Below are 21,718 nucleotides of genomic sequence, written 5' to 3'. Positions count from 1 at the left end.
GCGGCCGAAGTCAACGCCGCGCCCTTCCGTCGAATTGCCGGACCTCGCCTTCGCCGCCGGACAGGATGCGCTGCGGATTGCGGCTGAGATCGGTCACCGCTTCCTCGATGCGGTTGATCGAGCGCCGGCTGTCCTGCACCAGCGCCTCGACATTGTTGAGGCCCTGGCCGGAGAAGCGCGCCAGATTGTCGGTGATGGTGCCGAGCCGCGCATTGAGCGTGTCGGCAACCTGCTTGAAGGATTTCAGCGTCGCCCTGGCATCGGCCATCACGCCGTTGGCCTCACCGGAGCCGAGGAGATGATCGACCTTCGCAAGGATGCCGTCGACGCGCACCGAGGCGTCGTTGAGGCGCTGCGCAAGCTGGCGGGCATTCTTGATCGTGTCATTGATGTCGTCGGAGCGGTTGGCGATCTTGTCGGTGACCTTGGCGATGTCGGATGCCGCCTTGTCGGCGCTGGCGCTGGCCTTCTGGATGTTGGCCAAAGCGGCTTTGACATCCGCCGGATCGATGCCGTCGAGCACGCCATTGACCTTGGCCAGCGTGCCTTGCGTCTGCTTGGCGAAATCGTTGATCGAGCCGACCGCCGTGTTGACGTTGTCGATGACGGTATCGAATTGCTTCGAGGTCTCTTTCAGGTTCGCCGTCACCGTGTCGACGTTGGCCACGATGCTCTTGATCTGGTCCTTGTCGACGGAATTGAGCAGGCCTTCGGCGGCTTTCAGCGTGCTGTCGAGCCGCCCCGAGACATTCTTCAGTTGGTCCGAAAGCGAGCTCACCGCCGACAAGAACTTGTCGATACCGTCGGAATTCTTGGCCAGCGCGTCCGAGAAGGTCTCGACGTTCTTGACCGTCTGCGTCAGCGGGCCGCGAACGTCCTTGGTGAAGCCTTCGAGCTCGCTAAGCACCTTGTCGGCGCGCGTAAAGATGTTCTGCGCCGTCTGCAAAAGGTTGGTGACCGCGGATGGGTTGGCGACGATCTCGGCGACCCTGCCTTCCTTCTCCGCCTCGTCGAGCAGCCTGGCTTCCTTGGGGTCGGCACCCTTGAGCTCGATATTGGCCTGGCCGCTGAGGCCGGTAAGTCCGATATCGGCCTGCGTCGACTTGGTGATCGGCGTCCAGCGGGCGATTTCGGTGTCGGCGATGGCGACGGTCGGATCGTCGCCATCGATATAGACGTTCTTCACGTCTCCCACCCTGACGCCATTGAACAGCACCAGGCTGCCGCGGCTGAGGCCGGAGGCCGAGCCTGGGATGCGCACGCGCAGCATCGCTGTTTCGCCCCTGTCGCCGATCGCGGCCGTCCAATAGACGAAGGCGAAGGCCGCCAGGATCGCGCCCAGCGTGAAGATGCCGACGATTACGTAGTTGGCTCTTGTTTCCATCGCCCCACTTATCGCTATGCGCGCGCCGCAAGATCAAGTTGCCGGGCGCGTTTTCCGCGGAAATAGGATTTCACCCACGGCTCATCGCTCTTCAGCATGTCGTCGATCGTGCCTTCCACCAGCACCCGCTTCTTGCCGAGCACCGCCACGTGGTCGCAGGCGGTAAACAGCGTGTCGAGATCGTGCGTGACCATGTAGACGGTCAGATCCATCGTGTCGCGCAGCTTGACGACCAGTTCGTCGAATTCGGCGGCGCTGATCGGATCGAGCCCGGAGGTCGGCTCGTCCAGAAAGACGATGTCGGGATCGAGCGCCAGCGCCCGCGCCAGCGCCGCGCGCTTGATCATGCCGCCGGAAAGCTCGGACGGAAATTTCTGCGCCGCGTCGGGCGGCAGCCCGACCAGCTCGATCTTGAGCATTGCGAGCTCGTCCATCAGCGCCTTGGGCAGGTCGAGATATTCGCGCATCGGCACCTGCACGTTCTCCAGCACCGTCAGCGCCGAAAACAGCGCGCCATGCTGGAAAAGGACGCCGAGCCGCATATCGATGCGCAGGCGGTCTACGTCGCTCGCCTTGTCGACGTCGACGCCGAACAGGCTGATCGTCCCCGACTGCTTCGGCATCAGCCCCAGTATGGTGCGCAACAGCACCGACTTGCCAGCGCCCGAGGCGCCGACGAAGCCGAGGATCTCCCCGCGCTTGATGTCGAGCGAAAGCTTGTCGAGGATCAGCTTGTCGTCGATGGCGACGGTGACGTCGCGCACCGAAAGTACGATCTCGTCGTCCTCTGTGGCTTCCGCAGTTGCCGCGCCGCCGTTCGCCATCTCAGAACCCGATCGCTGCGTAGAACATGGCGAAAAGCCCGTCCAGGATGATGACGACGAAGATCGACTTCACCACCGACGCGGTGACATGCAGGCCGAGCGATTCGGCGCTGCCGCCGACTTTCATGCCTTCGACCGACGCGATGATGCCAATGATCAGGGCCATGAACGGCGCCTTGATCAGGCCGGCGAAGATGGTGCTGAGATCGATGGCGACGCGCAGCCTGTCGATGAACGCAGCCGGCGGGATGTCCGAATAGAGCCAGGCGGCGACGATGCCGCCGGCGAGTGCGGCAAAATTGGCGATGATGGTGAGGCAAGGCAGCCCGATCACCAGCGCGACGAGCCGCGGAAAGACAAGCACGCCAATTGGGTTGAGGCCGATCACCTTCAGCGCGTCGACCTCCTCGCGCATTTTCATCGAGCCGATCTCGGCCGTGATGGCGCTGCCCGAGCGGCCCGCAAGCATGATCGCGGTCATCAGCACGCCGAGCTCCCGCAGGATCAGCACGCCGACCAGGTCGACGACGAAGATATTGGCGCCGAAATAGCTGAGCTGATAGGCGCCCTGCTGGGCGACGATGGCGCCGACGATGGCCGACATCAGCACCACCACCGGGATCGCGCCGACGCCCATGCGATCGATCTGGTTGAAGATCGCGGCGGGATTGACCGCATGGCCGCGCCCGAGCTTCATCTGCGCGCCGCGGATCGTGGCGCCGAGGATGTTCATCGAGGCGAAGAAATCGTCGCGCATCTCATAGACCCGCCGGCCAACCAGCTCCAGCGCGCGCAGGATGATGTTGGGCGGCCCAGACGGGCCCGATTCGGGCTCGCGGCGGACCGCGTCGCCGACCGCGCCGAGCAGGATCGAGGCGACCTCGCTTTGCCCCTGAAAATGGACCTCGACGCCTTTCTTCTCGAAGGCGCTGGCCAGCCGGTCGATCAGCCAAGCGCCGGCCGTGTCCATCTTTTCGATGTGGGAAAGATCGAGCGTCAGCTGTTTCGCGCCGCTTCTCCGCTCGATCTTGCGCATGTCCGCATCGACCGCCGCCACGGTGCGCGTCGTCCACACGCCGGAAAAGGCGCAGCCCAGCACGCCGCCTTCCTCGCCTACGGCAACGCGTGGCTGGTGCTCGGCGTCCTTGGCGGCCTCGCCGCTTGCGTCGCGTTTGCGGATGGTCAACATGGCGTCCTGTTTAGCCTGACGGGACTGGCGTGTCGATTTGCCGGCAGACTGGTGTCGCACAGCCGGAGAAGAAAATTATGGCGCGTGTCATTTCGGTCGAAATGGAGCGATTCCCGATCGCCGGCACCTTCACCATCTCACGCGGATCCAAAACCGAGGCCGAAGTCATCACCGTAACGATCGCTGACGGGGGACGTTCCGGGCGCGGCGAGTGCGTGCCCTATAAACGCTACGGCGAAACCATGGAGGGCGTGTACGCCGCCATCGAGGCGGTGGGCGACCAGATCGCCGGCGGACTGGGCAGGATCGCGCTGCTTGATGCCATGCCGGCAGGCGCGGCACGCAATGCCATAGATTGCGCGCTGTGGGATCTGGAAGCCAAGCTGACCGGCACGCCCGTGGCGGCAGCGATCGGCGTCCTTCCGCCCAAGCCGCTGGAAACCGCCTACACGCTGTCGCTTGCCGAACCGGAAGCCATGGCCGCGCAGGCGCGCGCCAATGCCGCGCGGCCTTTGCTCAAGGTCAAGATCGGCGGCGACAACGACATGGCGAGGATTCGCGCGGTGAGAGAAGCCGCCCCCAACAGCCGTATCATCCTCGATGCCAATGAGGGCTGGACGGACGAGACTATCGAGGCGAATCTCGCCTTCGCCGCGCAGCACGGCATCACACTCATCGAGCAGCCGCTGCCGGCGGGCAAGGACGACATCCTGGGCCGGATAGCGCATCCGGTGCCGATCTGCGCCGACGAAAGCGTGCACGCGGCGAAGGACCTCGACACGCTGGTCGGTCTCTACGACGCCGTCAACATCAAGCTCGATAAATCCGGCGGCCTAACGGAGGCATTGAGATTGCGCGACCGTGCCCGCGATCTCGGCTTCGGCATCATGGTGGGCTGCATGGTCGGCACCTCGCTCGCCATGGCGCCGGCGGTGTTGCTGGCACAGGATGCGGACTTCGTCGACCTCGATGGCCCGCTGCTTCTCGCACGCGATCGCGAGCCAGGCCTCGTCTATCAGGGATCGCTGGTTTCACCTCCTGACAGAGAGCTTTGGGGCTGAGCGCGCGGCAAGGCCGATCAGCGCCATGCCGATGACCGCGATCGGGATCATCGCCCAGAAACCGTCGACGCCCAAGCGGTCGTAAAGCGGCCCGGAAGCAAGCGTGACGGCGGCCATGAAGAAGCCGTTGAAGAAATAGGCGATGCCTTGCGCCGCGCCCGTGCGCTCCTCGGAAACCGTCTCGCCGATCATCTTCTGCAGGCCGATCAGCACCATCGCGACCGAAACCGAGTGCAGCGACTGGACGAGGAAGAAGCCGGCGACGCCCAGCCCGAGCGGCCAGACGAGCGGAAAGGCGATCCAGCGCACGATCGAGCCGATACCGGCGATCACCATCACCCTCACCACCGAGGCCGAAGAAAAAATGCGATTGAAAAACAAGAACATGCAGACTTCGGATACCACGCCCCAGGCCCATAGCAGGCCGACGACGGAATCGCCGATGCCGATCGACTTCCAGTAGATCGACACGAACCCGTAGAGGAAGGCATGGCTGGCGGTGATGATGCCGACCCCGAGCGTGAAATAGAGGAAATAGGGGCCTTATGCTGGATTTCAGTGGCCGACAGCGGCGAGGCCTTGCGCGGCCGCCCCATCCGCGGCGCCCACAGCCCGGCAGCGAGGGCCGCGCCGAGCGCGATGAAGATGATCACCGGAACCGCCTGCCGGCCGGTGGCCGCCAGGATGAAGCCGCCCACGACATTGGCGCAGAGATAGGAAATCGAGCCCCATTTGCGCATACTGGTATAGTTCGAGCCGAAGCGGCGCACGCCCGACAGCGCCAGCGAATCGGCCATCGGCGAATGCGGCGTCCAGACGATGGTGAGCAGCAGCGAGACGGCAAGCACGACCGCGTAGGTCGCCGGCAGGAAATAGCCGGCCGAAATGACCATCGAGGCAGCGACCAGCACGATATACACGTTGGCGCGGTCCTTCGCTCGGTCGGCAAGCGCCGTCAGCATCGGCGTTGTCACCACGCGCAGGAACATTGGCGCCGCCAGAATGACGGCGATCTGTTCGGCATGAAAGCCTTTCGCCTGGAGCCAGAGCGGAAAGTAAGGCAGGTGCGTGCCCTGCGACACGAACAAGGTCGCGAAGATCAGGCTCATGCGCAGTTCGAAATGTCTTGGCTTGACGAGTTGCTCGGGCGACAGGGGCGGCAGCGACATGAATCGATCCAATTACGCTGCAGTCGACGGCCTGCAACGCGTCTCGATCCCTAACATGCGGCAAAGCGCGGCGGAACTGGCTGGACCAATCGATCAAGGGCAAAGCTGTTGATGAGCAATGCAAGAGCGAGCGAAACTGCCGTTATGCCAAAGTAATCAAGACAGCGAACTGGACAGGCGCGGGCAAACCGCGTCGGTCAGATCGCTTGCATGACGCAACGCCGCGCGCTGATAATGCGCATCCCGCGAATTTGATGGTGATTTGCAATTTGGATGGCAACATGCCCTATCCTCGACAGTTTTGGCAAACCAATGCAGGAGCGAATTTGTCTGAGCGCGACGCCAAACTCCACGGTTCCTGGCGGTTGGTTTCTTTTGAAACCGAGGCTCGGGATTCAAAGGAGCGTAGTCGACCGTGGGGCGCCAACCCCAATGGCTGCCTAGTTTTCGGCTCTGATGGGCGAATGATGGTCCTGGTTACGGCAACGGCGCGGGAGCCAGGGAATACGGATGAGAAATTGGCGGCACTTTTCCGTACTTTGATGGCCTATACCGGACGGTACAGGATAGATGAAGATAGGTTTATCACAAAGATCGACTCATCTTGGAATGAAGCCTGGAACGGCAGTGAGCAGGAACGGTTCTACAAGCTTGATGGAGATATGCTCCATGTCTTTACGGCCTGGATGCCGAATCCATTAGCACCAGGAAATCCGATAGGAAGGGGTATCCTCAGTTTTCGACGCGACTAGTTTTGCCTACGCCGAGTTCGCAGCTGGCCGCTACGTTGCAGGTCGTCAACTCGACGTTGAATCTGGTAACCAGGCAGCTTTGCATGACCGCAGCGGCCTCCAAGGAACGTCTGCGTAACCCGGCTCGACAAGGGCTTGACGATGTCGGGCTGACCGCGACAACGAAAATCATCCAGTCAGCCTCTCAGGCCGCCTGCGCCGCCCTGCCCTTGAGGTCAATGATGTCGACCGGAACCAGCACGTCCTTGTCGGCAGAGGATTCGGGCAGCACATGCGCCCAGGTCAGGATCTCCATGCGGCCGTCGAAATGCTCGACCACCGCCGTGCAGCTTTCCACCCAGTCGCCGGTGTTGATGTACTGCACCTCGCCATAGCTCTCGATGGCGGCATGGTGGATGTGGCCGCAGATCACACCGTCGACATGCGAGCGCCGCGCTTCCTCGGAAAGCACGGTCTGGAACGAGCCGATGAAGTTCACCGCCTTCTTCACCTTGACCTTGGCCCATGACGAAAACGACCAGTAAGGCAGGCCGAGCAGATGGCGAAGCTTCGTCACCACCCGGTTGACCAGCATCGCCGCGTCATAGGCATAGTCGCCGAGATAGGCGAGCCAGCGCTGGTTGTGCACCACCGTGTCGAACTGGTCGCCATGGATGACCAGCAGGCGCCGGCCGTCGGCGGTTTCGTGGATGGCGCGGTCGGCAACGACGATGCCGCCGAAATGCACGCCCTGGAACTGGCGGGCGAATTCGTCGTGATTGCCGGCGATATAGGTGATCGAGGCGCCCTTGCGCGCCTTGCGCAGCAGCTTCTGCACGACGTCATTGTGGCTCTGCGGCCAGTGCCAGCTGCGCCGCAGCCGCCAGCCGTCGACGATATCGCCGACCAGATAGATGATCTCGGCGTCGTGGTGGCGCAGGAAGTCGATCAGGAAATCGGCCTTGGCTGCTTTCGAGCCGAGATGCACGTCGGAAATGAACAGGGCGCGGAAAGTGCGGGGCTCTGGGGCTGACATCGCGATTTACCCTTTGCTTTCGCGTCCCTATGCCCCGATTCATGCAACAACCGTATGACGGTTGCGGTTGGTCCAGCCCAGGCGCTAGCTTGCGAGACCAAGGCATCAGGAGAAAATCACCATGGATCTCGGCATTCGCGGCAAGAAGGCCATCGTCTGCGCCTCGAGCAAGGGACTTGGAAAAGGTTGCGCCGTGGCGCTGGCCGAGGCCGGTGCCGACCTCGTCGTCAACGGCCGCAACGCCGAGCTTCTGGCCAAGACCGCGCAAGAGATCCGCGAGAAATTCGGCGTCAAGGTGATCGAAGTTGCCGGCGACGTGTCGAAGCCCGAGGTGCAGAAGGCGCTGCTTGCCGCCTGCCCCGACCCGGACATCCTGGTCAACAACAATGGCGGCCCGCCGCTGCGCGATTTCCGCGAGCTCGACCGCGCCAAGATCCTCGAGGGCGTGACGCAGAACATGGTGACGCCGATAGAGCTCATCCAGGCGGTGATCGACGGCATGGCCAAGCGCGGCTTCGGCCGCATCGTCAACATCACCTCGCTGTCGGTCTATGTGCCGATCCCCGGGCTCGACCTGTCTTCCGGCGCGCGCGCCGGTCTGACCTCGTTCCTCGCCGGCGTGGCGCGCACGGTGATCGACCGCAACGTCACCATCAACAGCCTGCTGCCCGGCAAGCTCGACACCGACCGGCTGCGCGGCCCGCATGAAGCAGGCACTCAGGAAGACCCGGCGGCGGCAGCCGCGCGCAAGGCCCGCATCAGCGCCGACGTGCCGGCGAAACGTCTCGGCACGCCGGAGGAATTCGGCCAGATCTGCGCCTTCCTCTGTTCGGTCCATGCCGGCTACCTCACCGGCCAGAACATCCCGGTCGATGGCGGCCTCTACGTCAGCGCGTTCTGACGAGCCGCTGCTCATCCGCCCGAAACTCTTGCGCCAACCGGCTGGAATCGATTGATTATTTCTGCTCCGGCATTGTGAAGGCCGCAGCCTGAGATTTTGGCGTCGCGAAATTATTGACCCATGCTAAAAGGCTCCAAAGCACTATCGCAGGGAGGGGCCGCAATGGACGGCGAGAACAAGAAACCGGCTCGGTCGGACCTCGACGAGGCCGCCCTCTTCTTCCACAAGTATCCGACGCCCGGAAAGCTCGAGATCCAGGCGACGAAGCCGCTCGGCAACCAGCGCGACCTGGCGCTTGCCTATTCGCCCGGCGTGGCGGCGCCTTGCCTCGAGATCCGCGACGATCCGGCCACCGCGGCCGACTACACCGCGCGCGCCAATCTCGTCGGCGTCGTCTCCAACGGCTCCGCCGTGCTTGGGCTCGGCAATATCGGGCCGCTCGCCTCCAAGCCGGTGATGGAAGGCAAGGCGGTGCTGTTCAAGAAATTCGCCGGCATCGACGTCTTCGACATCGAGATCGACGCGCCGGAGATCGAGCGCATGGTCGAGACGGTGGCCGCGCTTGAGCCAACCTTCGGCGGCATCAATCTGGAGGACATCAAGGCGCCGGAATGCTTCGAGGTCGAGGAGCAGCTGAAGGCCCGCATGGGCATTCCGGTTTTCCACGACGACCAGCATGGCACGGCGATCATCGTCGCCGCCGCGGTGCTCAACGGGCTGGAACTGGCCGGCAAGACGATTTCCGACATCAAGATCGTCACCTCCGGCGCGGGCGCCGCCGCGCTTGCCTGCCTCAACCTTCTGGTCTCGCTCGGCGCCAAGGTGGAAAACATCTGGGTCACCGATCGTTTCGGCGTCGCCTACAAGGGTCGCGTCGAGGAGATGGATCGCTGGAAGGACCCTTATGTGAAGGACACCGAGGCGCGCACGCTGGCCGACGTCATTTCCGGCGCCGACGTCTTCCTCGGCCTCTCCGCCGCGGGCGTGCTGAAGCCGGAGCTCCTGCAGCATATGGCGCCGAAGCCGCTGATCCTGGCCTTGGCCAACCCCAATCCCGAGATCATGCCAGAAGTCGCCCGAGCGGCCCGGCCGGACGCCATGATCTGCACCGGCCGCTCCGATTTTCCCAATCAAGTCAACAACGTGCTGTGCTTTCCTTACATCTTCCGCGGCGCGCTCGACTGCGGCGCCAGCGCCATCAACGAGGAGATGAAGATGGCGGCCGTGCGGGCGATCGCCGCCCTTGCCCGCGAGGAGCCTTCCGATGTCGCGGCACGCGCCTATTCCGGCGAGACGCCGATGTTCGGTCCCGACTTCCTGATCCCCTCGCCCTTCGATCCGCGCCTTATCCTGCGCATCGCGCCGGCGGTGGCGAAGGCTGCCTGCGACACCGGCGTCGCGACACGGCCGATCGCCGATTTCGCCGCCTATATCGACAAGCTCAACCGCTTCGTCTTCCGCTCCGGCCTGGTGATGAAGCCGGTGTTTTCTTCCGCCAAGGCTTCGAGCGCCAAGCGCGTCATCTACGCCGAAGGCGAGGACGAGCGAGTGCTGCGCGCGGCCCAGGTGGTGCTGGAGGAAGGCATTGCCGAGCCGATCCTGATCGGCCGCCCGCATGTCATCGAGGTTCGTTTGAAACGCTACGGGCTTCGCATCAGGCCGGGCGTCGATTTCGGCCTGATTAATCCCGAGGACGATCCCCGCTACCGCCACTATGTCGACCTATTGATCGAGCTCGCCGGCCGACGCGGCGTGACGACGGAAGCCGCACGCACCATGGTGCGCACAAACAATACGGTGATCGCGGCGCTCGCGCTGAAGCGCGGCGATGCGGATGCCATGATATGCGGGCTCGAAGGTCGCTTCGAGCGGCATTTGCGCAATGTCTCGCTGATCATCGGGCCGCGCGCCGGCGTCAAGGACCGCGATCTGTCTACGCTCTCCATGCTGATTTCGCAGCGAGGCATCATCTTTCTCACCGACACCTATGTCTCCATCGATCCCACGGCCGAGGAGATCGCGGAGATGACCGTTCTCGCGACGGAGCAGATCAGGCGTTTCGGCATGGAACCCAAGGCCGCCCTGCTCTCTTTCTCGGATTTCGGTTCGCGCGACGCGCCGAGCGCGCTGAAGATGCGGCAGGCCGCGGCAATCCTGGCCAGCATCGCGCCGGACCTGCAGTGCGACGGCGAGATGCATGCCGATACCGCGCTGTCGGAGCATCTGCGCCAGCGGGTCTATCCGCATTCGCGACTGAAGGGCGAGGCCAATTTGCTGGTCTTCCCGAACCTCGATTCGGCCAACATCACGCTGACGGCGCTGCGCGCCATGATGGATGCGCTGCATGTCGGGCCGATCCTGCTCGGCACCGACAAGCCCGCGCATATATTGACGCCCTCGGTGACCTCGCGCGGCGTGGTCAACATGACCGCGCTGGCGGTGGTCGAGGCGGCGCACAAGACACAGGCGATCGCTAATCTGGGTTGAGGACCACTCTGGCCGTAAACACCAATGGTGCTTAATTGTAAGTTGGTGGCGGCCATCGCGGCGACACTTGTGACATTTCGATATTCAAGCGCGAATGACGAATGGACAGGTGCGAGGGTTGAATGAGCTTCGAACTAGTCATGCTCGCCGCAAGTTGCATGCTTTGTTTCATTCACATAGTTCTCGCCTCGCATTCGGCGAGCTTCCAGCGAGGTTACCGTTGGACGGCCAGCGCCCGAGACGCCGAAGTCCCTCCGCTCACGGGGTTGGCGGGGCGCCTGGAAAGGGCACTGCGAAACTTCGTCGAGACGTTTCCGGTGTTCGTGGCGGCGGTTTTTCTTGTCCACGCGGCTGGCCACGAGACCGCGCTCAGCAAATGGGGAGCCGGACTCTATTTTTCGGCCAGATTGGTCTATCTTCCGCTCTATGCATTCGGCGTTCCCCTGCTCCGCTCGCTCGTTTGGAACGTTGCGTTTGTTGGAATCGTCATGCTTTTGCTGGCATCGGTGTGGCCTTTACTAGCGAACAGTTAACCACGGACGCGGTAGCCTTCCGGCTACGGGCAATCGGGATTCCGGGCGGATGAAGGGGTTGAAGCTGATGCATCTTGCGACGCTGCTTGCAGCGCTTGCAGGCTCAGTTGTCGCCGTCGATCAATCCCAAGCGGCCTCGCGCACCTGCAGGCAGCTCGAAGCCGAACTCGCCGCGACGCGCGGGGGTGGCGGCGGACCGGGCCTCGTGCGCAAATATGATGACGCCATCGCGCGCCAGCGCGAGCAGCTTGCCAAGGCTCGCGGCCGGGCAAGCGATGCCGGCTGCGGCTTCACGCTGTTTTCGCGCAATGTCAGCCAGTGCGCGGCGATCAATGCCTCGATAGAGCGCATGAACACCAATCTCGACACGTTGCAGGCCAAGCGCGAGCGGCTCGCCGACGGCGGCGGCACACGGCGCGATCGCAGGCGTATCCTGGCGGCGCTCGATGCCAACAACTGCCGCGACGACGAGATCGCGCCGCGAAGCGCGCCGCTTCAGGAGGCTTCCCGCGACAATGGCGGCGGCAACCTTTTCGAGCAGCTTTTCGGCCACCAGGACGACCAGCTCGAAACGCCCGATGCCCCCGATATGCCGGACGCGGCGGACGTGCCGCTTGATGATCCGAGCGTGCGCAACATCCGCCGCATCATCAACCAGCCCGACGGCATGGACCTGCCGCGACTGGGCGGCGAGTTCCACACCATGTGCGTGCGCACCTGCGACGGCTATTTCTACCCGATGTCAAACGCCGCCTCCGTCGGCGATTTCGAGCGCGACCAGAAGAACTGCGAATCGAGCTGCCCGGGCGCCGAGATGCAGGTGTTTTATTCGCGCGGCATGGACGACGATTCTGGGTCGATGACCTCCTCGGTCACCGGTCAGCCCTACAGCGAGCTGCCGACCGCCTATCTCTACAAGCAGGCCAATTACTCACGGCCGCCGAGTTGCGGATGCAACGCGCAGGCCGGCAATGGCAATTTCACGATCATCGGCGGCAACCCGCCCAACCCCGAACAGTCGCAGCCCGAAGGCGGGGTAACGCCCTTCATCCCGGTGCCGGCGGTGAAGCCCGATCCGGGCGCCGATCCTGAAACACTCGCCAATGCCGAAGGCGGGCTCGACCTAGACGCCATCAAGCGGCTGACCACCAAGGTGCCGGTGTCGCCGGTCTCGGCACTGCCGCCGGATCAGCGCAAGGTCAGGGTCGTCGGGCCAGCGTTCCTTCCCGACCCATCAGCGGCAATAGATCTGAAAGCTCCGGCCCCGAAGTCCGCCCCGTGAGCGCCAGCCGCAGCGGCATGAACAGCGGCTTGCCCTTGCGCCCTGTCGTTTCCTTGATCTTGCCGGTCCAGTCCTTCCAGACCGTGCCGTTCCATGGCTCCTCGGGCAGCACGTCGAACGCCTGATTGAGGAAATCGCGGTCCTCGGCGGAAAACTCGGCCGGCTCCTGCGGGCCTTCGCTCAGGATTCGCCACCAGCCGACCGAGTCCGACAGGCGATCGAGATTGCCGCGCACCGCCATCCAGAACGCCTCGGCCTTGTCGCCGGAAATGCCCAGCACCATCAGCCGGTCGCGCGCTTCCTCGAAAGGCATGTGATGCATCAGCGTGCGGTTGAGCACGAAGAGCTCGCCCGGATCGAACTTCGAGGCGGACTTGGAGGTCGCAGCCGGGTCAAAATGGCCGGCAAGCTCGTTGAGATCATGCGCCGCCGTGACATTTTCCGAGGTGCCGACGAGCACCGCCAGCGAGGCGACCGCCATCGGCTCGATCCCGTCCTCGCGCAGGCTCTCGATCGACAGCGCCCCGGTGCGCTTCGACAGCCCCTCGCCTGTGGTCGTGGTGAGCAGATTGTGATGGCCGAAGACCGGCGGCTCGGCGCCGAGGGCCTTGAAGATGGCGATCTGCACGCCGGTGTTGGTGACATGATCGTCGCCGCGGATGACATGGCTGACGCCCATCTCGATATCGTCGACCACCGAAGGCAGCGTGTAGAGATAGGTGCCGTCCTCGCGCACCAGGACGGGGTCCGACAGCGAGGCGAGATCGACCGTCTCCTCGCCGCGCACCAGGTCGTTCCAATGTACATCCGTGCGCTCCGGCTGCAGCGGATCGCTGGTGAAATTGGGCAAAAGGAAGCGCCAGTGCGGCTTGCGCCCGTCGGACTGGTATTCGGCCACCTGCTCCGGCGTCAGCGTCAGCGCCTCGCGGCCATAGACCGGCGGCAGGCCGCGCGTGCGACGCACCTTGCGGCGCAGATCGAGTTCTTCCGGCGTCTCGTAGCAGGCATAGAGCACCCGCGCCGCCTTCAGCCGCTCGACCGCCGCGTCGTAGATCTCGAAGCGGCGCGACTGGTACTCGGTGACATCCGGGAAGATGCCCAGCCAGTGCAGATCGTAAAGGATGGAATCGGCATATTCCTGCTTCGAGCGGGCAATGTCGGTGTCGTCGAAGCGCTGGATGAAACGGCCCTTGTTGTTCATGGCGAAAAGCCAGTTGAACAGCGCGGTGCGCGCATTGCCGATATGGATGCGGCCGGTCGGCGATGGGGCAAAACGTACGGTAACTGTCATAAGCGGGGCGTAGCGGATGCTTTTGGTGTTGACAAGGCGCGCCCCCGCGCGAGCGCAACAGATAGTGCAAGCCAGCTAAAATGAAAAGCCGCTGGCCCTGACACGCTCCGCGACGGCCCGACAAGGGCGTCAAGTGCCGGCGAACGCGGACCTCGCATGTCCCCGTTATCCACATATGTGACACACAAGATGTTGGGGTCACAAAACCTACAAAAACGAATCCTTGACGGGTCGGAACGAGTCGCTTTTTATAGGCCATGCGCTCCTGTTGCGGGCGTGACCGGAGAGTTTCGAGGCCGGTCTTTTTTCCCGGATTTTGTGCGTTTTGCCCGAATTTCCGCCCGTTCACGAGGCCGGCGGAAGCGTTGGGATCATTGGGGTTTGGGTGGGCGAAAGGGAGAATTGTCAGCCTGGAAAAAATGATCTGTTAACACTATATTTAGTGTTTGCAGGCAGGCTCGACACTAGATAGTGTGAACCTCCCTCTGCGGAGGGAATCGACAAAAGTTTCAGTCTTGAGGGACCCGCGGGTCGGCCGGCAACCTGGGTAAGCGCCTGGAAAGGCGTTTGCTTGTCTGCATGATGGCGCCCGCGACGAGGAGAATGTCGGCGTCGCCTGCGATGCCGGCAAACGGCGGACTGCGCTTTTCGCCATGTGGGGCAGAAATCCCTGGGGAAAGGCGCTATATATACACAAAGGGACCGGACCAATGCGCATCGAGCGTCGCTTCACCAAGCCAGACCAGTCAGCTTATGCTGAGATCGAATTCCGCAAGGCTTTGTCCGAGATCAAGAATCCGGACGGCTCGGTAGTGTTCCGCCTCGACAATATCGATGTGCCGGCACAGTTCAGCCAGGTCGCCGCCGACATTCTGGCCCAAAAATATTTCCGCAAGGCCGGCGTGCCGGCACGGCTGAAGAAGGTCGAGGAGAACGACGTTCCCTCCTTCCTGTGGCGCTCGATCGCCGACGAGGCCGAGCTCGCCAAGCTGCCCGAGGCCGAGCGCTACGGTTCGGAAACCGATGCCCGCCAGGTCTTCGATCGCCTCTCCGGCACCTGGACCTATTGGGGCTGGAAGGGCGGCTACTTCAAGTCGGAGGAAGACGCGCGCGCCTTCCGCGACGAGCTTGCCTTTATGCTCGCCACCCAGCGCGTCGCGCCGAACTCGCCACAATGGTTCAACACCGGCCTGCACTGGGCCTATGGCATCGACGGTCCGAGTCAGGGCCACTTCTACGTCGACCCCTTCACCGGCAAGCTGACCAAGTCGAAGTCGGCTTACGAGCATCCGCAGCCGCATGCCTGCTTCATCCAGAGCGTGCAGGACGACCTCGTCAACGAGGGCGGCATCATGGATTTGTGGGTGCGTGAGGCGCGCCTGTTCAAATACGGTTCCGGCACCGGCTCGAACTTCTCCATGCTGCGCGGCGAAGGCGAGAAGCTGTCCGGCGGCGGCCGCTCCTCCGGCCTGATGAGCTTCCTCAAGATCGGCGACCGCGCGGCCGGCGCCATCAAGTCGGGCGGCACGACGCGCCGCGCCGCCAAGATGGTCATCGTTGACGCAGACCATCCCGACATCGAGCAGTTCATCGACTGGAAGGTCAATGAGGAGCAGAAGGTCGCCTCGCTGGTGACCGGCTCCAAGATCGTCAAGAAGCACCTCGAAGCCATCATGAAGGCCTGCGTCAATTGCGAAGGCAATGGCGACGACTGTTTCGACCCGGCGCTGAACACCGCGCTGAAGCGCGAGATCAAGGCGGCCAAGAAGGACGCCGTGCCGGAGAACTACATCTACCGCGTCATCCAGTTCGCCAAGCAAGGCTACACCTCGATGTCGTTCAACACCTACGACACCGACTGGGATTCGGACGCCTATCTCACCGTCTCGGGCCAGAACTCCAACAATTCGGTTTCGTTGAAGGACAATTTCCTGCGCGCCGTCGAGGCCGATGGCGACTGGCAGCTCACCGCCCGCAAGGACGGCAAGGTGCTGAAGACGCTGAAGGCGCGGGATCTCTGGGAAAAGATCGGCTACGCCGCCTGGGCGTCGGCAGATCCGGGCCTGCACTTCAACACGACGATGAACGACTGGCACACCTGCGCCTCCGCCGGTGCGATCCGGGCCTCCAACCCGTGCTCGGAATACATGTTCCTCGACGACACGGCCTGCAACCTCGCATCGATCAACCTCCTGCCCTACCGCAGGGAAGACGGCACGATCGACATTGCCGCTTACGAGCACACCGTTCGCCTGTGGACCGTCGTGCTGGAAATCTCGGTGATGATGGCGCAGTTCCCGTCCAAGGAGATCGCCAAGCTCTCCTACGACTACCGCACGCTCGGCCTCGGCTACGCCAATATCGGCGGCCTGCTGATGACCTCCGGCATTCCCTACGACTCCGATGAGGGCCGCGCGATCTGTGCCGCGCTCACCGCGATCATGACCGGCGTCGCCTACTCGACCTCGGCCGAAATGGCTTCCGAGCTCGGCGCCTTCCCGGACTATGACCGCAACGCCCAGAACATGCTGCGCGTCATGCGCAACCACCGCCGCGCGGCCTATGGCGACAAGGACGGCTACGAGAAGCTCGCCGTCAATCCGGTGCCGCTGGTCGCCTCCGACCTGAAGCAGCAGGCTTTGGCCGAGCATGCCCGCGCCGCCTGGGACCGTGCCATCGAGCTCGGCGAGGAGCATGGCTATCGCAACGCGCAGGCGACCGTGATCGCGCCGACCGGCACGATCGGCCTCGTCATGGACTGCGACACCACCGGCATCGAGCCCGATTTCGCGCTGGTGAAGTTCAAGAAGCTCGCCGGCGGCGGCTACTTCAAGATCATCAACCGCGCCGTGCCGGAAGCGCTGCGGACGCTGGGCTATTCCGAAAGCCAGATCGCCGAGATCGAGGCCTATGCCGTCGGCCACGGCAATCTCAACCAGGCGCCCGGCATCAACCCTTCGACGCTGAAGGCCAAGGGTTTCACCGATGAGAAGATCGCGGCGCTGAATGCGGCGTTGAAGTCGGCCTTCGACATCAAGTTCGTGTTCAACCAGTGGACGCTCGGCGCCGACTGGGTGAAGGAGACGCTCGGCTTCACCGACGAACAGCTCAGTAATGTCTCCTTCGAGATGCTGCCGGCGCTGGGCTTCTCCAAGAAAGACATCGACGCCGCCAACATCCATGTCTGCGGTGCGATGACGCTGGAAGGCGCGCCCTTCCTCAAGGCGGAGCACCTGCCGGTGTTCGACTGCGCCAGCCCCTGCGGCAAGATCGGCAAGCGCTCGCTGTCGATCCAGAGCCACATCCTGATGATGGCGGCGGCGCAGCCCTTCATCTCCGGCGCCATTTCCAAGACCATCAACATGCCGAATGAGGCGACGGTCGAGGATGCCAAGAACGCCTACATGCTGTCCTGGAAGCTGGCGCTGAAGGCCAATGCGCTTTATCGCGACGGCTCGAAGCTGTCGCAGCCGCTCAACGCCTCGCTGCTCGCCGATGGCGAGGAGGATGAGGACGAGGCGGTCGAGCAGCTGGTCGCGGCACCCGCGGCGCAGCGCGCCGTGCAGGTGACCGAAAAGATCGTCGAGCGCGTCATCGAGCGCCTTTATCGCGACCGCGAAAAACTGCCGAACCGCCGCAAAGGTTATACGCAGAAGGCGGTCGTCGGCGGCCACAAGGTGTACCTGCGCACCGGCGAGTTCGATGACGGCCGCCTGGGCGAGATCTTCATCGACATGCACAAGGAAGGTGCTGCCTTCCGCGCGATGATGAACAACTTCGCCATCGCCATCTCGCTCGGCCTGCAATATGGCGTGCCGCTCGACGAATATGTCGAGGCCTTCACCTTCACCAAGTTCGAGCCGGCCGGCATGGTGCAGGGCAACGACGCGATCAAGAACGCCACGTCGATCCTCGACTACGTTTTCCGCGAGCTTGCCGTCTCCTATCTCGGCCGCCACGACCTCGCCCATGTCGACCAGTCGGATTTCGACAAGACGGCGCTCGGCCGCGGCATCACCGAAGGCAAGGCGACGCCCTTCTCCAAGGGCCTCTATCGCGGTGCCTCGCCGAGGCTGGTCTCGAGCGCCGGCTCCGAGCCCAAGGGTTTTGGCGGCTCTGCTCACACCACGGCCCCTGTCCGCGCCGCACCGACCGCCTTCGCCGGCTCCAACGTGCTGGCGCTGAAGCCGGCCAGCGACGAGGCGCTCGCCTACAAGCGCGACTATGAGGAGCGCGCCCGGGAACTGGCCGAGGACATGATCGAGGAGGAAGCCGAAGCCGCCGGCGGCGCCGAAGCGCTCTTCACCGACGCCGCCGCCAACGAGGCGGCCGAGGCCAAGAAGCTCGCCGCGACAAGGCGCCAGCAGTCGCTGCTGCAAGGCTACACCGGCAACGAATGCTCCGAGTGCCACAACTTCACCATGGTGCGGAACGGCACCTGCGAGAAGTGCGACACGTGTGGATCGACGAGCGGGTGCAGCTGAGACTGGTCTGTGCGAATTAAGCGCCTAAAGATCCAGAACTTTAAAGCAATCCGAGAGTTCGAGATAAGAGAACTCTCGGATGCAGTCGTTATTGCTGGCCCAAACGGAAGTGGCAAATCCTGCATTTTTGACGCAATCAGGCTGCTGAAATCGTTATATGGTGGATACAACCAAGACGATGAATGGCATCACTTCTTCAACGAATTTCAGCTAAATCTAAATAATCCAGACGAAGTTAGAAAGATATTCTCAAACCCTAGCTTACCTCTTTTAATAGAGGCAGATTTTGAAATTTCAAAAAAAGAATTGGAATTCATCTCAACAAACGCAGCGTCGCTCCTGATGCGCAGCACCTGGCAAAGACGATTTGGTCGACAAATCATCGACATTAACAATTCTTCCGATCTCCTTGATAACGAATCAAAGGATAAAATTAGACAAATTTCCGAAAGCATATCAGCGTCAGCTGATAATCCGCTTCGCACCGCCAGTTTTAAACTTGATCCTCATTTGGCGTCAGAAATTAAGCCGGACTCCCTACTTAACTTTATATTTGGTATATATGATCCAAAGAATATTGGCGTCATTGACTTTCACAGCCCTAATCGCTCATATCAGAGGGAACGCTTAGGTGGGATAAATATTAATATAGAAGATTCCGCCAACAGGATGGCGCAGCATTCTCTGTATAATTGGCAAAACAAGTATACAAATATCAAAAGCGAGCTGGCTGGAGCTTTTGTGAGGGACTTGCTCGCAAGTCAAGCCGGAGCAAAAGATTTCGCAGGCACGTCGATAATAGAAACGCTAAAGGAGCTTTTTTCTACGTTTCTTCCAGGCAAGCGCTTCGCTGGCCCACGGCCCGGCTTAAATGGAGAGATCAGCTTTCCAATCGAGCTTGATACCGGCGGTGAGCACGATATCGATGACTTGAGTTCAGGCGAAAAGGAACTGGCCTACGGATACCTTCGACTAAGAAATACTGCCCCTTATAATTCAATAATACTCCTCGACGAGCCAGAATTACATCTAAATCCTCGAATAATCGTCGGGCTACCAAACTTCTACCGAATGCACTTAGGGTCAAGTCTTCACAATCAGATTTGGATGGTTACCCATTCGGATGCCTTTCTACGAGACGCATTTAAAGCAGGGGGCTTTTCTCTTTTCCACATGACCCCAGCGTCGCTTTCTCCAAATAGAGACAACCAAGCAGTTGCGATTTCTTCAACAAGTGAGGTGGATCGAGCGGTAATCGAGATGGTCGGAGATATTGCCGGCTACAGACCGGGCAGCAAACTAGTGCTATTTGAGAGTAGCGAAAGTGCCAATTTTGATTCGATGGTTACCAAGCGACTGTTTCCTGAGTTTGCTGGTCAAACAAATACTATATCTGGCGATGACAAGCATAGTGTGAAGCAGCTATATCACGCGCTCGAAAAAGCAATACCAAAAATAAACTTACCCGCCAAAGTATATGCCATTGTCGATAGGGATGCAGATGACGCAATAAGTAGGAACGTCTCTACCGCTCGTATCTTCACTTGGGATGCCTATCATATCGAGAACTATCTTTTAGAGCCAAGTTTTATAGGTAAAGTTCTGAGGGACAACCCCCACTTTGCCGACCCAATGACTGATGGCGAGATCGAGAACGCTTTGCGGTCGTCCGCCGGTGAGACCCTAGGGCCACTGCTGAGTCACAAGCTCATTTCCCACGTCAACGAGATTTTGCGGCGAAGTCTCGATTTACGGACAAACCGCAATGCTAGTGACAACATAACAGAATTAAGCGCTGCAATTGATCGGCTCCACCTTCGATTAGGTGAGAAAGTAGCAGCTGAATTGTCTCAGGACAGGCTGAAAAATCTCAAAGACGGTTGGGAGAACGAACTGACCGCTGCACTCGGCAGTGGGGCTTGGCGTACGGAATTCCGGGGCGAGACATCTTAAAGCATTTTGCAGGTAAGTTCTTGCGGGGGCTTCCTTATGAAGCTTTCAGGGATTCCATTGTAGCTCGAATGAGTGACGCTGGATTTAGACCTAGCGGAATGGAAGAAGTAGTCGAAAAAATTCTGGAGGATATTTAACACACTGGATATTTATTACTTAATCTTATCAAATATTACCTGTGGCCAGCTTGCATGGACGCAAATTAGGCAACTCTAGGACATATGACATGATCGATCACATCACCATCGAAGTGAGCGATCTCGGCAAGAGCAAGCTCTTCTACGAAAAGGCATTTGCACCTCTAGGCTACAGCCTCGCCTTCGGCAAGGAAGGCATCTTCTGGGCCTTCGACGTCGGCAATGGCTGCTTGTTCGAGATCCAGAGCACGGGCGAGAATCCGCCGCTCACCCATCTGCATGTCGCCTTCCGGGTGAAGAGCAAGGCGGAGGTCGACGCGTTCCATCGGGCGGCGATAGAGGCGGGCGCCGCGGACAATGGCGCGCCCGGGCCGCGGCCGGACTATGCGGAAAATTACTACGCCTGCTTCGTGCTTGATCCCGACGGTTACAATATCGAGGCGATGATCAACGAGGGGTGACAGGCGCGCCCTCTCCTTCTCCCCTTGTGGGAGAAGGTGGATCGGCGCGCAGCGCCGAGACGGATGAGGGGTGCTCCAGCGGAGTGAGGCGTTGGCGATGCCGTCGCTGGCGAAGGTCAGCATTCCCTGGAGCACCCCTCATCCGTCGCCTTCGGCGACACCTTCTCCCACAAGGGGAGAAGGTGAAGTCGGCCCTCAATCCTTGAACGTAATCCGGTATTTCGCGGCCTGTTCCTTCGACATGTCCGCAAACGCCTGGCGCACGGTATAGCCGCCATAGACGTCGCCGCCGTTGCGGATCATCCAGTCCTCGACGTCCGCTTCCGCCACGCTCATGCGGTCGCCCATCTTGTACTGGTTGCCGTTGACTGGCACGTCGGCGAGCAGGCCGACGAAATGGCCTTCGCTATAACCGACAAGCTGCAGCAAGATATGCTCGGTGGCGCCGTTCTGCGTCAGCGGGAATTTCACGGTATAGGTGCCGGGCGTGCCGGCAGCCATGAGTTCATGGAAGCGAGGCAACGTCGCATGCCCCTTGGTCTTGGCGTTCTGCATCGCCTTGTCGCCGGTATAGTAGGCGACGACGTTCTCCTTGATCGGGCGCGGCGCCGCCTGCGAAGCGCCGGGCGTGGCTTCCGGAATGGCGACGGGCTTGTTGCTCGGCATGTGCCAGAGCGTGTTGACAAACCCGTAGCCGAGAGCTGCGGCGAAAACGATTGCCACGACCGGATTGCGCATCGAACCCCTCCAAACGCGATCACGGACACGTTACCGGAAGGCCGTTGCCGTACCGCT

At 61.5% G+C, this 21,718-nt stretch carries 15 protein-coding genes and 1 pseudogene; 9 read left to right on the top strand and 7 right to left on the bottom strand.

What is annotated here, in order from left to right:
* Positions 1-10: 10 nt before the first annotated feature.
* The 3 genes from CK230_RS18635 to CK230_RS18625 are packed head-to-tail and all read right to left on the bottom strand — an operon-like array spanning position 11 to position 3,397.
* Complete coding sequence (locus CK230_RS18635; protein ID WP_095818593.1) at positions 11-1,384, bottom strand: MlaD family protein; 1,374 nt, start codon at positions 1,382-1,384, stop codon at positions 11-13.
* 14 nt (positions 1,385-1,398) lie between these two features.
* Positions 1,399-2,208, bottom strand: coding sequence for an ABC transporter ATP-binding protein (locus tag CK230_RS18630; RefSeq protein WP_095818592.1), 810 nt, complete (start codon positions 2,206-2,208; stop codon positions 1,399-1,401).
* Position 2,209: 1 nt separating this feature from the next.
* On the bottom strand, positions 2,210-3,397 hold the full coding sequence (locus CK230_RS18625; RefSeq protein WP_095818591.1) for an ABC transporter permease: 1,188 nt from the start codon (positions 3,395-3,397) through the stop codon (positions 2,210-2,212).
* Positions 3,398-3,474: 77 nt separating this feature from the next.
* Here CK230_RS18625 and dgcA point away from each other — a divergent pair, with 77 nt between their 5' ends.
* Positions 3,475-4,458, top strand: a complete 984-nt coding sequence (gene dgcA, locus CK230_RS18620; protein ID WP_095818590.1) for an N-acetyl-D-Glu racemase DgcA — start codon at positions 3,475-3,477, stop codon at positions 4,456-4,458.
* Here the strand turns inward: dgcA and CK230_RS18615 are convergent.
* Positions 4,429-5,627, bottom strand: a pseudogene (locus CK230_RS18615) (MFS transporter). The gene dgcA and the pseudogene CK230_RS18615 sit on opposite strands and share 30 nt — an antisense overlap.
* A gap of 206 nt (positions 5,628-5,833) precedes the next feature.
* Here CK230_RS18615 and CK230_RS18610 point away from each other — a divergent pair.
* Positions 5,834-6,379: a lipocalin-like domain-containing protein gene (locus CK230_RS18610; RefSeq protein ID WP_210201487.1), complete on the top strand. Its 546-nt coding sequence runs from the start codon at positions 5,834-5,836 to the stop codon at positions 6,377-6,379.
* A 184-nt stretch (positions 6,380-6,563) separates the two neighbouring features.
* Here CK230_RS18610 and CK230_RS18605 read toward each other — a convergent pair whose 3' ends face one another.
* Positions 6,564-7,394: a UDP-2,3-diacylglucosamine diphosphatase gene (locus CK230_RS18605; protein ID WP_095818589.1), complete on the bottom strand. Its 831-nt coding sequence runs from the start codon at positions 7,392-7,394 to the stop codon at positions 6,564-6,566.
* Between the two features lie 121 nt (positions 7,395-7,515).
* On the opposite strand from CK230_RS18605, the gene CK230_RS18600 reads away from it, so the two are divergent.
* The 4 genes from CK230_RS18600 to CK230_RS18585 all read left to right on the top strand — a co-directional run bounded on the left by CK230_RS18600 (position 7,516) and on the right by CK230_RS18585 (position 12,597).
* A complete protein-coding gene (locus CK230_RS18600; protein WP_095818588.1) occupies positions 7,516-8,295 on the top strand; it encodes an SDR family oxidoreductase in 780 nt (259 codons plus the stop codon).
* 162 nt (positions 8,296-8,457) lie between these two features.
* On the top strand, positions 8,458-10,782 hold the full coding sequence (locus CK230_RS18595) for an NADP-dependent malic enzyme (protein ID WP_095818587.1): 2,325 nt from the start codon (positions 8,458-8,460) through the stop codon (positions 10,780-10,782).
* A gap of 122 nt (positions 10,783-10,904) precedes the next feature.
* Complete coding sequence (locus CK230_RS18590; RefSeq protein WP_095818586.1) at positions 10,905-11,315, top strand: MAPEG family protein; 411 nt, start codon at positions 10,905-10,907, stop codon at positions 11,313-11,315.
* Positions 11,316-11,364: 49 nt separating this feature from the next.
* A complete protein-coding gene (locus CK230_RS18585; RefSeq protein WP_095818585.1) occupies positions 11,365-12,597 on the top strand; it encodes a DUF2865 domain-containing protein in 1,233 nt (410 codons plus the stop codon).
* Here the strand turns inward: CK230_RS18585 and gltX are convergent.
* Positions 12,515-13,888, bottom strand: a complete 1,374-nt coding sequence (gene gltX / locus CK230_RS18580; RefSeq protein ID WP_095818584.1) for a glutamate--tRNA ligase — start codon at positions 13,886-13,888, stop codon at positions 12,515-12,517. The genes CK230_RS18585 and gltX overlap by 83 nt on opposite strands.
* A 710-nt stretch (positions 13,889-14,598) precedes the next feature.
* Here gltX and CK230_RS18575 point away from each other — a divergent pair.
* The 3 genes from CK230_RS18575 (at position 14,599) to CK230_RS18565 (ending at position 20,923) form a co-directional block, all read left to right on the top strand.
* Positions 14,599-18,372, top strand: a complete 3,774-nt coding sequence (locus tag CK230_RS18575) for a vitamin B12-dependent ribonucleotide reductase (protein WP_095818583.1) — start codon at positions 14,599-14,601, stop codon at positions 18,370-18,372.
* A 9-nt stretch (positions 18,373-18,381) separates the two neighbouring features.
* Positions 18,382-20,325, top strand: coding sequence for an AAA family ATPase (locus CK230_RS18570; protein ID WP_095818582.1), 1,944 nt, complete (start codon positions 18,382-18,384; stop codon positions 20,323-20,325).
* Positions 20,326-20,551: 226 nt separating this feature from the next.
* Entirely contained in the window at positions 20,552-20,923 is a 372-nt protein-coding gene (locus CK230_RS18565) for a VOC family protein (RefSeq protein ID WP_095818581.1), read from the top strand.
* Positions 20,924-21,118: 195 nt separating this feature from the next.
* Here CK230_RS18565 and CK230_RS18560 read toward each other — a convergent pair whose 3' ends face one another.
* Complete coding sequence (locus tag CK230_RS18560; protein WP_095818580.1) at positions 21,119-21,661, bottom strand: DUF2314 domain-containing protein; 543 nt, start codon at positions 21,659-21,661, stop codon at positions 21,119-21,121.
* Positions 21,662-21,718: the final 57 nt, after the last annotated feature.

This window comes from Mesorhizobium sp. WSM3859, from assembly GCF_002295065.1.
Taxonomy (GTDB): domain Bacteria; phylum Pseudomonadota; class Alphaproteobacteria; order Rhizobiales; family Rhizobiaceae; genus Mesorhizobium.
Note: the sequence above shows the minus strand (reverse complement) of the source record. Positions and strands in the feature narration are given on the sequence as shown.